Origin of the sequence: Janthinobacterium lyxosi, assembly GCF_051380665.1 — a bacterium.
Lineage (GTDB): Bacteria > Pseudomonadota > Gammaproteobacteria > Burkholderiales > Burkholderiaceae_D > Janthinobacterium.
In genome coordinates, this window is sequence record NZ_JBNYXM010000006.1 from 1 (window position 1) to 13635 (window position 13635).

The following is a 13635-nucleotide window of genomic DNA, read 5'->3' on the forward strand; positions in this document are numbered from 1 at the left end:
TGTACAGCCTGGCCAGCTCGGCCTGGGACAAGGTGGAATTCTTGATTTCTTCCCGGATCAGGTGCGTGGTCCTGGCGCGGCTATGCAGGGCTTGAGTCATGAGATGGCGGCTGATTAAGGTTGTGCAACAGTGTACGCAAAACGTGTCTGGCTTTGAATAGCGGCCAGCTACGAAAGGGTACATAATCACACGACTCCAGACACTTACGTGTCCTCTGAAGATATTGACAAAGGCGCAAGATGGAGCACTGACATCGCTCAAGAACTAGAGGATTCTAGCTTCGGAATATTATGTGTAACCAAAGAGAATGTACATGCTCCTTGGTTAACGTTTGAAGCTGGTGCGCTATCAAAAACAATGGAAAAGGCTTCTGTCAGCCCTTTTTTATTCGACATAAAGCGGTCAGAAGTCAGCGGCCCGATTTTGCAATTCCAATCAACAATTTTCGAAAAAGAAGATATTAGAAAACTAATATCTTCTTTAAATAGAGCATGCGCTGCAGAAAATCTAAGCGAAGAAAGGTTAGAAAAAGCATTCTCCGTTTGGTATCCAACACTTGAGGAACAACTTAATTCCCTACACAAAAGCAACATAGAATCGTCATTCAATGAAGAGAAAGAAGAAATCATTGATACGACAGGGAAAATACTAGAAGAAATATTGGATTTAACAAGAAGCAATCAAAAACTCTTAAGAAATCCCGATGGAGAATTCACTAAGGAAGTGGAATCCATAAGAATGGCTGTAGAAAAAGTGGCGAAACGAATAGATTTTGATGGAGAACCTCGTAGAATAAGGAAAAATCGAAGATTTCATCCCATGCTCTTTGAGGAACTACTGAACAACAACCATTCATTCCTTGATAAATTTACTGGTTTTCAAATTGCAATAAGCTTATTGAAAGAGGATTTTCCTTGGCTTTATGATTCAGGAATGGAAACCGTAAAAAACCTTCGCATGCCAACCTTATCAAGAGACAAAAGAGAAAGAGCAATAGAAAAATTCTCACAGCTAGTCAGCTTCACCTTTGAAAATTCAATGATGAGAGATGTGTACTTTCCGGACAAGGATGTATGGATGATGGGCCGAGAACTCCCATACTTTTTACGTACATTAATTGAAAAAGATATTTACTAAAGAAGCAATACAAAAAATATACTTTTCTCAATAAATTCAATTAACTCATCGAATTGATCGATACTAAAAAGCCGCTGTCTCTCGACAGCGGCTTTCTCATCCCCCCCAGCAGCCGCGCCTTGAACTCCAGCGCTGCCCTGCAAGCGAACTAATTACCCCACAAACTTCCGAGCATTCCTGAACATGCGCATCCACGGCGAATCCTCGCCCCATGCTTCAGGATGGTAAGACTGCTGCACCGAACGGAAGACGCGTTCTGCATGCGGCATCAGCACCGTGAAGCGGCCGTCTGGCGTGGTCACGGAGGTGATGCCTTCCGGCGAGCCGTTCGGGTTGTATGGGTACGCTTCCGTTGCCGCGCCCTTGTTGTCGACGAAGCGCATGGCTTTGGTGACTTGGGTGATGTCGCCCGTTTGCGAGAAGTCGGCGTAGCCTTCGCCGTGGGCGATGGCGATGCCGGCCTGGGTGCCGGCCATGCCGTTGAAGAAGATCGACGGGGATGCCATCACTTCGACCATGGCAAAGCGGCCTTCGAATTTCTCCGACTTGTTGCGCGTGAACTTGGGCCAGGCGTGGGCGCCGGGGATGATGGATTTCAAATTGCTCATCATCTGGCAGCCGTTGCAGATACCCAGGCCGAAGCTGTCCGTGCGGTTGAAGAAGCGCGCGAACTGTTCCGCCAGGCTGGCGTTGAACAGGATGGTTTTCGCCCAGCCTTCGCCCGCGCCCAGCACGTCGCCGTACGAGAAGCCGCCCACAGCGATGACGCCCTGCAAGTCGTCCAGCTTGACTCTGCCCGCAATCAGGTCGCTCATGTGCACGTCGACAGCGGTGAAGCCTGCCTGGTGCATCACGTAAGCCGTCTCGATGTGCGAGTTGACGCCCTGCTCGCGCAGGATGGCGACGCGTGGACGCACGCCGGTGGCGATGAATGGCGCGGCGATGTTCTCGTTCTGGTCAAAGGTGACGATCGGCGACATGCCCGGGTCTTGCACATCCAGCAGGCGGTCGTATTCGGCGTCCGCGCAGGCCGGATTATCGCGCAAGCGGGCGATGCGCCAGCTCGTTTCGCTCCACAGGCGGTGCAGGGCTGCACGCGGCTGGGTGTAAATCAGCTTGGCGTCGCGCGTGAATTCGATCACGTCGCGGTCGTTCAATTTGCCGATGATATGGCTGCAGGCGCCCAGGTTGAAGGTGCGCAGCACGTCCATGACGAGCGACTTTTCTTCCGCGCGCACCTGGATGACGGCGCCCAGCTCTTCGCTGAACAAGGCGCGCAGGGTCAGTTCGTTGCGGCGTTCCGCCACCTGGCCCGTCCAGTTCTTGGCGTCGCCCCAGTCGCTCGAGTGCTCGCCTTCCATGGTCAGCATGTCCAGGTTGACGGACATGCCTGTGTGGCCGGCGAAGGCCATTTCCGTCAGGGTGGCGTACAGGCCGCCGTCCGAACGGTCATGGTAGGCCAGCAGCTTGTCGTCGCTGTTCAATTTCTGGATGGCGGCGAAGAAGCCTTTCAGGTCTTCCGCGCTGTCCACGTCCGGTGTTTCATTGCCCAGCTGGCCCATGACTTGCGCCAGGGCGGAAGCGCCCAGGCGGTTCTTGCCGCGGCCCAGGTCGATCAAGATGAGCGACGTGTCGCCCTTGTCCGTTTTCATTTGCGGCGTGAGCGACTTGCGCACGTCGGTGACTGGCGCGAACGAGGATACGATCAGCGAGACCGGCGACGTGACGGATTTCGCCGCGCCCGTGCTCTCGTCTTTCCACGTCGTGCGCATCGACAGCGAATCCTTGCCGACGGGGATGCTGATACCCAGAGCGGGGCACAGGTCCATGCCGATGGCTTTCACCGTGTCGTACAGGGCCGCGTCCTGGCCAGGCTGGCCGCAGGCGGCCATCCAGTTGGCGGACAGTTTGATGTCGGAAATGTCGGAAATCGCTGCGGCGGCGATGTTGGTGACGGCTTCGCCCACGGCCATGCGGCCCGAGGCGGCGGCATCGATGACGGCCAGCGGCGTGCGTTCGCCCATGGCCATCGCTTCGCCCAGATAACCTTCAAAGCTCATGGTGGTGACGGCGCAATCGGCCACCGGCACTTGCCATGGTCCCACCATCTGGTCGCGCACGGTCATGCCGCCCACGCTGCGGTCGCCGATGGTGATCAGGAAGGATTTGTCGGCCACGGTAGGCAGCAGCAGCACTTTTTGCGCCACGTCCACCAGGTCCATGCCCGTCAGGTCAATCGCCGGGAAATCGTTGGCCACGTGGACCACGTCGCGCTGCATCTTAGGCGGCTTGCCCAGCAAGACGTCCATCGGCATGTCGACCGGTTCGTTGCCCAGTTCCGGGTCGATCAGTTTCAGTTGACGCTCTTCAGTGGCCACGCCCACGGCGGCGAACAGGCAGCGTTCGCGTTCGCACATGGCTTTGAACAGGGGCAGGCTTTCCGGCGCGATGGCGAGAACGTAGCGTTCCTGCGACTCATTGCTCCAGATTTCCTTCGGCGCCATGCCCGATTCTTCCAGCGGGATCTTGCGCAGGTCGAAAATCGCACCGCGCTTGGCGTCGTTGGTGATTTCCGGGAAAGCGTTCGACAGGCCGCCCGCACCCACGTCGTGGATGGAGATGATCGGATTGTCCGCGCCCATTTGCCAGCAGGCGTTGATGACTTCCTGGGCGCGGCGTTCCATTTCCGGATTGCCGCGCTGGACGGAATCGAAGTCCAGGTCGGCCGTATTGCTGCCGGTGGTCATCGACGAGGCAGCGCTGCCGCCCATGCCGATGCGCATGCCCGGACCACCCAGCTGCACCAGCAGGCTGCCGACGGGGATGTCGTTCTTGTGCGTGTGCTGCGCCGAGATATTGCCGATGCCGCCAGCGATCATGATCGGCTTGTGGTAGCCAAACACGGCGTCAGGGGCGCCCGCTTCTTTCGCGCCGACGTTCTGCTCATACGTGCGGAAATAGCCGCCCAATACAGGACGGCCGAATTCGTTCGAGAACGCGGCGCCGCCCAATGGGCCTTCCATCATGATTTGCAATGGCGAAGCGATGCGTTCCGGCTTGCCGTATTGATCTGCATCAGTGCGCGATGCCAATGGCGCCGTCACGGAAGCGGCCGTTTCCCAGCTGCGCACGGCGTCTGGCAGGGACAGGTTCGATACCGTAAAACCCGTCAGGCCAGCTTTTGGCTTGGCGCCGCGACCGGTTGCGCCTTCGTCGCGGATCTCGCCGCCCGCGCCCGTGGAGGCGCCTGGGAATGGAGAAATCGCCGTCGGGTGGTTATGCGTTTCCACCTTCATCAGGGTGTGCGTCAGTTCCGTCGACGCCGCATATTCGTGGCTGGCACCGCGCGGGTAGAAGCGCGACACGGTGGCGCCTTCCATGATCGAGGAATTGTCGCTGTAGGCGACAACGGTGCCCTTCGGCTGCAGTTCGTGCGTGTTCTTGATCATGCCGAACAAGGACTTGGGCTGCGCCACGCCGTCGATGGTCCAGTCGGCGTTGAAGATCTTGTGGCGGCAATGCTCGCTGTTCGCCTGAGCGAACATCATCAGTTCCACGTCCGTCGGGTTGCGACCGGCCTTGGTGAAGGCGGCGTCCAGGTAGTCGATTTCGTCTTCCGACATCGCCAGGCCCAGTTCCGTGTTCGCCGTTTCCAGCGCGCGCTTGCCCTGCCCCAGCAAGTCGATCGATTCGAGCGGACGCGCTTCCAGGGTGCGGAACAAGTCCTTGGCGTCGTCTGCGCTGCGCAGCACGGATTCCGTCATGCGGTCGTGCAGCAGGTCGGCCACAGAGTTCAACTGCGACTCAGTCAATTTGCCGGCGCCGATGGCGCTGCCCAGGATGCCCGATTTCAGGTTGATGCGGAAAGCGATGCCGCGTTCGACGCGCTTGATGTGCGCCATGCCGCAGTTGTGCGCGATGTCGGTGGCTTTCGAGGCCCACGGCGAAATCGTGCCGAAACGGGGGATGACGAAGAATTCTTCGGCAACGCCTTCCGTATTGTCAGCGTGGGCCGGCTCGCCGTACGTCAGCAAGGCGCCAAGGCGCGTGCTGTCGTCGTTGGTGAGAGGCGCGCTGGCATCGATGAAATGGACATAACGTGCTTGTACGGCAACAATCGCAGGCGAGACGGCTTGCATTTGGCTTAACAGACGGTGGCTACGGAAATGGGACAGGGCATTGGAACCCGGCAGTATCAACATGATTGGAAGGTGGTTGATGCAGCGTGGCTGCGGGTTAAAGGTAGGTATGACAATATCTTTCGTACGGCAAATTTCCTTTGCGCGCATTATACCCGTTTTACCCCTGCCTTATGACCGGAACTTGGGGCTTTGCCACCCTTTTGCCCCGCAAAGCGGCAGTTTTTGACACGGCAACAACACCCTCAGGCAAGCATCAAGCGATCACATAGCGGTTCTTGCCTTGCCGCTTGGCCAGGTACAGCGCCTCGTCGGCCAGCCGGTAGCTGTGGCCCAGCTCCTTGCCCCGGTCAAGCTCTGCCACGCCCACGCTGATCGAAACAAACTGTGCGGCATGGAAAGCCTGGCTGACAGCCTCGACCAGGGCGCCGGCAAAGGCGCGCGCGTCCTCGTGGTCACCCGCATAGACGACGCCGAATTCCTCGCCGCCCAGGCGTCCGCACAAATGGCCTTGCGCCTTGTCCGCAATGATGGCGGCCGTGCGCATCAGTACCTCGTCGCCCGCATCGTGGCCCTGCTGGTCGTTGATGATCTTGAAATCGTCGATATCGATCATCAGGAAATGCAGCATGCCGCCGTGGGCCGCGCCATGCATCTGCTGCGCGCGCTGCGTGAACATGCGGCGGTTATTCAGACCCGTCAGGCTGTCCTGGAAGGCCAGCCGCGTCAATTCCACCTTGGAGTGATAGTTTCGCAAACGCAATAAGCTGAAGCTGACATTCAGCGCCAGCCCGAACAGTACGCTGACGGCAATCATCAATGGCGCCCAGGACTGGTCGGGCAAACCCGCGTTCACGGGATACAGGCCGTGACCCACGTTCCACCACACGCCCGCCACCACAGCAAGGTAGCTGAGACCGCCATTGAAGATGGAGGCAATCGCCAGGGTCATGAAGACGCCCACGGGCAAGACCCAGAAGCTGGCGTGCTGGACGGCGTCGGCCATGGTGCGCAGGCCGAAGGTCAGGGCCAGCACGGCGCAGGCACCGGTAATGGTCAGCACCGGCAAGGTGGTGCAGCGGTAGCGCACCACCAGGCTCGTCAACATGCCCAGCAGCGCCAGCACGGCGTGCGCCAGGTTCGGATGATAGGGATCTGGCATCAGCAGCCAGGTCATGCTGTAGGCAATGATGCCCAGCAGCTGCGTGACCATGCCGACCCGGTGCAGCTCCGCAAAATAGGTATGCTGCTGTTCGCTGTTGCCGCCAAATGCAAGGGGAACGGCAACGCGCCGCAAGGTAGACAGATCAGGTACGCGCATGACGGGTATCGACACCAGAGAGGGATAAAGCGCCCGGTAAAGCCTTGCGCATGCCTTGCCGCGACATGGCGCGGCATGCAACAAGTGTTGCATTTTTAAAATACTATCACGCTAGTCAAGAAATGGTCAAAAAAACAGGTGCCGGCACCGCCGCAAGGGGCCGGCGTGGCATGAAATACAACGTTGGACGGCGCCGGGCGTCCTTGCCCTCGCGCAGCGCGCCCGATTGCATGCATTTTGCTGGCAGTGTCGGGCGGCTTTGCAGTATGCTGATAAAAAACAATACTGCCAGGCAGATACCTATAAGAAGAGTTCCCGCAAATGACCGAACAGATGAACGAGAGCTGAACCATGCCAGAAACTAGCGACTTATCTGTCCTGATCGTCGACCCGAACCCCAGCATGCGGGGCAATCTGCACAATATGCTGAACCAGGCGGCCATCACCAAGGTGGAATATGCCGTCAATTCCGGCACGGCCATCCGCTTGCTGACGAAGAAACCGTTCGACATCATCCTGTGCGAATACGATCTTGGTAGTGGCACGGACGGCCAGGATGGCCAGCAATTGCTGGAAGACTTGCGCCATCACAAGCTGATCGGCCTGTGGACGATCTTCATCATGCTGACCTCCGAAGCCATCCACAGCAAGGTGATCAGCGCGGCCGAACTGACGCCGTCCGACTACATATTAAAACCGTTCACAGTCGACGTGCTGAGCGGACGCATCGCGCGCGCCATCGAGCGGCGCGCCATTTTCCTGCCCACCTATCAGCTGATCGACAAGTGCGACTTGCGCGAAGCCGTGAAAAGCTGCCGCGCGGCCGAACTGCAGCACCCGCGCCTGGCGGCCGATTTCAGCCGCCTGCGCGCCGAGCTGCACATCGCCCTCGATGAATGGAAGGAAGCGGAACAGCTGTACGCCGACATGCTGGCCTTGCGGCCCATGGCCTGGGCCCATCTGGGCCTGGCGCGCACGCTGTTCGAACAGCAGCGCCATGAAGATGCGCAGGAGGCGCTGCTGGAACTGGTGGAGACCTATCCCCGCTTCATGGCCGCCTACGACCTGCTGGCGCAAAACCATGAAGCCATGGGCCAGCAGATGCAGGCGAAGAAAATCCTCGAAGACGCGGTGGCCATCTCGCCGCACATGGTGCGCCGCTTGCGCCACCTGGGCGGCATCGCGTTTGACACGGGCGATATCGGCGCGGCCGAACGGGCCTACAAGCAGGTAGTCACGAAAGCGAAGTACTCCGAATTCCGCGACCCGGAAGACCACGTCAACCTGGTGAAAACGCTGGTCAAGAAGGGCGATGGGCCGCAAGCCAGCGGCGTGCTGCGCGACATGGAGCGCTCGCTGCGGGGCGGCGCCAATGTGGAAGCGTGCCGCGCCATCTCGGCCGCCATGCTGCATGAACTGTCGGGCAATGACATCGCCGCCGCCAGCGAACTGCAGCTGGCCGCCGCCGCCCTGGACACGGCGCGCGGTCTGTCGACGCAACTGAAGGTGGGCCTCGTGCAAAGCTGCCTGAAAAACAATCTGGAACAGGCCGCCTCCGACGTCATGATGAAACTCGTCAACGAAGCCGACAGCGACGTGACGATGGAAGCAGCCGTGGACGTGTTTGAAAAAGCTGGCCGCCATGATCTGGCGCAAGGCATGGGCCAGCAGATCAGCAACCAGGTGCAGGAACTGATGCAGGATGCGGCCAGCAAGTCGGAAAGCGGAGAGCTCAAGGGTGCCGTCTTCGTGCTGCGCCAAGCCCTGCGCAAGACCCCGGGCAACCTGCCCGTGCTGTTCGCCTCCGTCGATGCCATTTTGCGCCAGCTCAATATGCTGGGCTGGGAAGCCCCGCTGGCCGAACAGGCGCAGCACCAGATGCAAGTGATCCGCAAGATCGACCCCAAGCATCCGAAGCTGGAGTCGCTCAAGCAGCAATACGCTGCCACGCAGCACAAATACGGTATTGCTACCTGACTCCTGCCTGCCCCCTCGGCTGGCGGGGCGGACTTCGGCGTTTTCCCTTGTGACATTCGGAGAGTATTGTTGTCGAAAATTGTTGTATTGTGGGCAATAACAACAATCCTTCATTTCCTGCCAAGTGACCAAACGAACAATTGTTCCATTAGCGATCTTGATTGCTACCTTTATCGTTATTTATACCCAATTGACGATTTTTGTCGTTCCACCTATTGGGAAACTGCCTACCGGGATGACGATTGTTTTTCCTCGTCTCAGCGAGACCAACTTCCTCGACAGTCCCGATGCAATGTGTGAACGTAATACGGGTCAGATCAGCTTGCGATGCCGTGGAACCACTCTCGGCGCCGTCGCGACGAAAGCCAGGATAGTCGCGCGAATGCCTTACAGCGTGACGCTTTATCGCATTGCTACCCGTGGGAATAACTCCGCCAAGTAAGCTAGTCATTGCAGGCGGTGCGGGCTGACTTCGGCCAGGAGCAGACGTTCACTACTACGATCGCTGATCCATAAATTAAGAAAAAAGCAAGGCCCTATTCATGGTTATGTTGCTTCCAGAACGATTGCAAACACTCAGATTGACGTTACGGAAACCCCGTAAAGCCGATGCAATGCACATTTTTGATGCCTACGCCCAAGACATCGAGGTGGCTCAATATATGGTCTGGCGTCCCCATCAGTTCGTCGGTGAAACAAACGATTTCATTTTGTACTGTATTCAGGAATGGGCTAGCGGCCGTAGCCGGCCTTATGTTTTGGTCCATACCGAAAACGACGATATTCCCATTGGCATGTTGGAAGCACGCATCTTTTCAAACACTATCGACCTTGGGTATGTACTGCAGAGATCAAGTTGGGGGGCTGGCCTCATGTCGGAGGCTATCGACGCCGTTAGCAACGCAGCCTTGGCACTACCTGAATGCTTTCGGGTGCAGGCCACTTGTGATACAGAGAATCATGCGTCTGCACGTACATTGCAAAAATGTGGATTCGCCAGGGAGGGCCAGCTTGAGCGACATACTATACTGCCCAACCTTGGTGCCGAGCCGCGACCATCCCTGATGTATGCACGCTGTCGATAGCACCATATGGTGCGTGCGATACACATGCTGGCGCATTTCCCCGAAACCGTTTTTCCGAGACATCTGCTTCGGCGCGAAAACTACCGGCGACGGCAGCCGGCCAAAAGCCGTCAGTCGCCGATGACCATTACGACAGTCGATGAGTAGAGTCAGCCAAATGAAACAAGTTCATGAGATAGATATGGAAGCTTTATACGGACTGATTGTGAGTGCCTTTGCCAAGTTCTTAGCTGCGGATTTATCAGTCGGTCGTGCTCGGTATGGCCTGTTCGGAACTTGGGTCGTCACTGAAGGCGACGTACCCGTACCAAACTCCGAGTCACAGCTAGATCGAGCGCTTGCGTCTCGCGACGCCTGGTCAAGAAGGGTTGCGAATTTTTCGAACCCGTACTCTGACCTTGTGAATCTTTATGAATCCGGCGCGAGCTTGGGGCGTTGGGAAAATAATATTCTCGACATTTATGGACCTACCGGCGAAAAGGTGTGGGGCGTTCCACTAAGCTCGCTGATCGAGTCCGCACACAATTTGCGCTAGAGGTGGGTAAACGCATTGCCGAACCAATACGACCCCGCAAAAACGAGTCCATCCAACCCGGCAATGACCGCTTGGGCGCGCAAGCGGACGGACACAACGGTCAGCGACAGGATGGTGAGCTGAACTGATGCCATGGCTAAAGCAATGCTGCCTGGTGGGCTCCGCTTCCTTTTCGCTGTTCACCTTCAGCACATCGTCGCCGAAAGGCGCTCGGCCACGTTTCAGTGACGTACGTTGAAAGCTTGCCAGCCGCTCCTGGGGCTTAATCCGCCCTGCGCGCCACCCTCGCCACCACCAGTTCAATCAACTCCGCAATCAATGGCCGGAAGGTGGCGGCGCTGCCGCCCTGCCCCAGCATGACGGTGCGCGTGGTCAGGTGCGAGAACACGGCGTCGAACAGGATCTGCGGCAGGTTGGAAAACGAGCTATCGGGCGCGATGCGGCCCTGGGTGCGCTGCTGCTCCAGCAGGCGCAGGATCAGCGCATGCCACACTTGCGGGCCATGTTCGTACCACGTGAGACCCACGGCCGGCACGGCGGCCGCGCCCGTGACGACGAGACGGTAGAAATCCACGTGGCGGGGGCTGGTGACGACGGCCACCAGTTCATCGAGAATCAGCTGCAAGCCCTGTTCCAGGCCCGCTTGCGAAGTATCGAGCTGGCGCAGCGCGATGATGAAGTCGGCGCACAGGTATTCGACCACCGCTACCAGCAGCTCCTGCTTGCTGCCGAAGTAGCGGTAGGCAGTGGCTTTCGAGCCGCCTGCCTCGGCTACGATGGCGTCCATGCTGACGCCATCGTAGCCGGAGGCAAGGAATAGATCCGCTGCCGCCACCAGCAGCTTGCGGCGCCGCTCCTCGCTTCGGGTACTCGGAGAAGCTGGAACGGTGCGCAACTGGGGCATGAAGCAAACTCTTACTGTGTCTTGGGAAGCGCGTATGCTATCACGTAATCCCCCCGGTCCGGACTCTGGCGGGCGCCGCCCGCCACCACCACGACGTACTGGCGGCCCGACTTGGGCGACACATACGTCATGGGCGTGCCTTGCGAACCGACGGGCATGCGCGCCTTCCACACTTCACGGCCGGTGGCGATATCCATGGCGCGCAGATAGTAATCCTGCGTACCCGCATAAAATACCAGGCCCGACGCCGTGCTCATGCCGCCGCCCAGGGTCGGCATGCCCAGCGGAATGGGCAACCGCGCGCGCACGCCGTTGATGACGGCGTCCTGCACCGTGCCGGCAGGACGCTCCCACACTTTCGTTCGCGTTTTCAGGTCGATGGCGGCAAACACGCCCCACGGCGGGCTTTGGCAGGGAATGCCCAGCGGTGAATTGAAGGCCTTGTGGTTGATGACGAACGGCGTGCCATCCATCGGATAGGTGCTGCCCACGCCGTGGCCCGACGTCAGCTTGGCAACGTCCACCGTCTCACGCGGCACCAGCTTGACCACTTGCGGCATGCGGATGTCGTTGACGAACATATAGCCATTGCTTTCATCGACGGCCGCGCCGCCCCAGTTGAAGCCGCCGTAGTAGCCCGGATAGATCAGCGTCTCTTTTGTGCTTGGCGCCGTGAACTCGCCCTGGTAATTGAGCTTGCGGAAGCTGATGCGGCAAGCCAGCTGGTCGAAGAAGGTGGCGCCCCACATGTCGCGTTCCGTCAGGGTCTCCGCACCCAAGGCCGGCATGCCGGTGGAATATGGCTGCGTCTTCGACACCCAGTCGCCGGCCGCGTGCTCTTGCGGCACGGGTTTTTCCACCACGTCGGCAATGGGTTTTCCCGTGCGGCGGTCCAGCATGAAGATCTGGCCACGCTTGGTCAGCTGCACCAGCGCAGGGATCTTGCCGCCCTTGCCGTCCGGGACGTCATACAGGACCGGCTGCGCGGCCACGTCGTAATCCCAGATATCGTGGTGGACGGTTTGATACGTCCAGCGCTCGCGGCCCGTGGCCATGTCGAGGGCGACGATGGCCGACGCATATTTTTCTGTCAGCGGCGGACGCTTGCCGCCCCAGAAGTCGGGTTGCTCGTTCCCCGTCGGCAGGTACACCAGACCCAGCTCATCGTCGAACGCGGGCGTAGACCACATGTTCGGTGTACTGCGCGTGTAGGTCTGCCCTTCCGGCGGCAGCCTGGTGATGGCCGGATTGCCCAGGTCCCAGGCCCACACCAGTTCCCCCGTGTCGGCGCTGTAGGCGCGCACGACGCCAGATGGTTCATCGGTGGAGCGGCCGTCAAACACCCAGCCACCGAGGATGATCAGGTTGCGCGCCACCGTGGGCGCCGACGTGTAGGCGTAGTACGGTACGTTCATCTTGACCTTGCCCAGGCCGACGGTCAGGTCGACGGAGCCCTTGTCGCCAAAACCCTCGCACTGCTTGCCCGTCTGCGCGTCGATCTCGATCAGGCGCGCATCCATGGTCACTTGCACGATGCGTTTGGCGCACACGCCCGCCACCGGTGCGCTGGCCGCCTGCATGCCCTCAAAACGGAACGGCTTTGTCACCTTGGCCGGTTCGTAGTAGCCTACGCCGCGGCAGCGGTTCCATGTCTTCGTGCTGGCCGGCTTGGGATCGAAGCTCCAGCGCTCTTTGCCCGTGTCCGCGTCCAGCGCGATGACCTTGCTGGTCGGCGTGCACGTATAGATGGTGTCGCCGATCTGCAGCGGCGTGTTCTGCGATTCGGACGCGCCTTCGGCCACCTCGCCCGTGCGGTAGCTCCACGCCATTTGCAACTGGTCGACATTGGCCTTGTCGATTTGCGTGTACGGCGCAAAGCGCGTGCCTTTCGGCCCATAGCCATAATGCGCCCAGTTGGCGCTGCCGTCATTAATGGCCGTCACCGCATCCTGCTGCGGCTGCACCATGGCGTCCGTCACGCCATGCGGCTTGAACATGGCAGCGAAACCGGCTACCAGCACGACGGCAAACAGGGCGGCGAAACCGCGCGACTGGCCACTGTGACCACGGCCTGCCAGCAACGGATGCAGCAAGGCGGCCACCAGGCCGATAACGAGGAACGGCGCCAGGCGCGGCACCATGGGCCAGAAGGCGAAGCCGATTTCCCACACGGCCCAGATCACGGTAGCGAGAACCAGCACGGCGATAATGGCGCTGGCCAGTGGTTTGCGGCGCAGATACAGCACGCCGGACAATATCAGGCCGAGACCGGCCAGCAGGTAGTACCAGGAACCGCCAAGGGTAACCAGTTCGATGCCGCCCGCCGCCAGGGCGAGGCCGGAAAATCCGAGGAAAATGCCAAAAACCGTCAGGGCAAGCCGCTGGCCCCTGAAGACCGCCGGGATCGCCGCCGCTCCATTCTTAGTTGAAGTGTCCATTTTTTATCCATGACGCCTCCCCTGCCCAGGCCAACACGCCGGGGATGGCTGATTTTTTAAATCTACGTATTGAAACTGTACTGTACGGTTTCATTTTA

General features: G+C 59.1%; 8 protein-coding genes and 1 pseudogene. 4 read left to right on the forward strand and 5 right to left on the reverse strand.

Going from position 1 to position 13635, the window contains the following annotated elements:
• Positions 1-100 (reverse strand): annotated as a pseudogene (locus ACQ4WP_RS07495) (IS481 family transposase); the annotation flags it as partial.
• 108 nt (positions 101-208) lie between these two features.
• Between ACQ4WP_RS07495 and ACQ4WP_RS07500 the strand changes: the two are divergent.
• A complete protein-coding gene (locus ACQ4WP_RS07500) occupies positions 209-1138 on the forward strand; it encodes a toll/interleukin-1 receptor domain-containing protein (RefSeq protein ID WP_436519391.1) in 930 nt (309 codons plus the stop codon).
• 152 nt (positions 1139-1290) lie between these two features.
• On the opposite strand, the gene purL is transcribed toward ACQ4WP_RS07500, so the two are convergent.
• Positions 1291-5340 carry a phosphoribosylformylglycinamidine synthase gene (gene purL / locus ACQ4WP_RS07505; protein ID WP_436519392.1) on the reverse strand — a complete coding sequence of 1350 codons (4050 nt, stop codon included), beginning with the start codon at positions 5338-5340 and terminating at the stop codon, positions 1291-1293.
• A 193-nt stretch (positions 5341-5533) separates the two neighbouring features.
• Entirely contained in the window at positions 5534-6598 is a 1065-nt protein-coding gene (locus ACQ4WP_RS07510; protein ID WP_436519393.1) for a GGDEF domain-containing protein, read from the reverse strand.
• 351 nt (positions 6599-6949) lie between these two features.
• On the opposite strand from ACQ4WP_RS07510, the gene ACQ4WP_RS07515 reads away from it, so the two are divergent.
• From ACQ4WP_RS07515 to ACQ4WP_RS07525, 3 genes are all read left to right on the forward strand, one after another.
• Positions 6950-8575: a response regulator gene (locus ACQ4WP_RS07515; protein WP_436519394.1), complete on the forward strand. Its 1626-nt coding sequence runs from the start codon at positions 6950-6952 to the stop codon at positions 8573-8575.
• A gap of 548 nt (positions 8576-9123) precedes the next feature.
• Positions 9124-9660, forward strand: a complete 537-nt coding sequence (locus ACQ4WP_RS07520) for a GNAT family N-acetyltransferase (protein WP_436519633.1) — start codon at positions 9124-9126, stop codon at positions 9658-9660.
• Positions 9661-9817: 157 nt separating this feature from the next.
• Positions 9818-10195 carry a hypothetical protein gene (locus ACQ4WP_RS07525; protein WP_436519395.1) on the forward strand — a complete coding sequence of 126 codons (378 nt, stop codon included), beginning with the start codon at positions 9818-9820 and terminating at the stop codon, positions 10193-10195.
• A gap of 262 nt (positions 10196-10457) precedes the next feature.
• On the opposite strand, the gene ACQ4WP_RS07530 is transcribed toward ACQ4WP_RS07525, so the two are convergent.
• Both ACQ4WP_RS07530 and ACQ4WP_RS07535 read right to left on the reverse strand, forming a co-directional pair.
• Positions 10458-11099: a TetR/AcrR family transcriptional regulator gene (locus ACQ4WP_RS07530; RefSeq protein ID WP_436519396.1), complete on the reverse strand. Its 642-nt coding sequence runs from the start codon at positions 11097-11099 to the stop codon at positions 10458-10460.
• A gap of 11 nt (positions 11100-11110) precedes the next feature.
• Positions 11111-13537, reverse strand: a complete 2427-nt coding sequence (locus ACQ4WP_RS07535) for a membrane-bound PQQ-dependent dehydrogenase, glucose/quinate/shikimate family (RefSeq protein ID WP_436519397.1) — start codon at positions 13535-13537, stop codon at positions 11111-11113.
• Positions 13538-13635: the final 98 nt, after the last annotated feature.

Excerpts from the sequence above, each read along its gene's own strand:
- purL (WP_436519392.1), bottom strand. The coding sequence starts at position 5,340 with ATGTTGATACTGCCGGGTTCCAATGCCCTGTCCCATTTCCGTAGCCAC.
- ACQ4WP_RS07535 (WP_436519397.1), bottom strand. The coding sequence starts at position 13,537 with ATGGACACTTCAACTAAGAATGGAGCGGCGGCGATCCCGGCGGTCTTC.
- ACQ4WP_RS07520 (WP_436519633.1), top strand. The coding sequence starts at position 9,124 with ATGTTGCTTCCAGAACGATTGCAAACACTCAGATTGACGTTACGGAAA.
- ACQ4WP_RS07530 (WP_436519396.1), bottom strand. The coding sequence starts at position 11,099 with ATGCCCCAGTTGCGCACCGTTCCAGCTTCTCCGAGTACCCGAAGCGAG.
- ACQ4WP_RS07515 (WP_436519394.1), top strand. The coding sequence starts at position 6,950 with ATGCCAGAAACTAGCGACTTATCTGTCCTGATCGTCGACCCGAACCCC.
- ACQ4WP_RS07510 (WP_436519393.1), bottom strand. The coding sequence starts at position 6,598 with ATGCGCGTACCTGATCTGTCTACCTTGCGGCGCGTTGCCGTTCCCCTT.
- ACQ4WP_RS07525 (WP_436519395.1), top strand. The coding sequence starts at position 9,818 with ATGAAACAAGTTCATGAGATAGATATGGAAGCTTTATACGGACTGATT.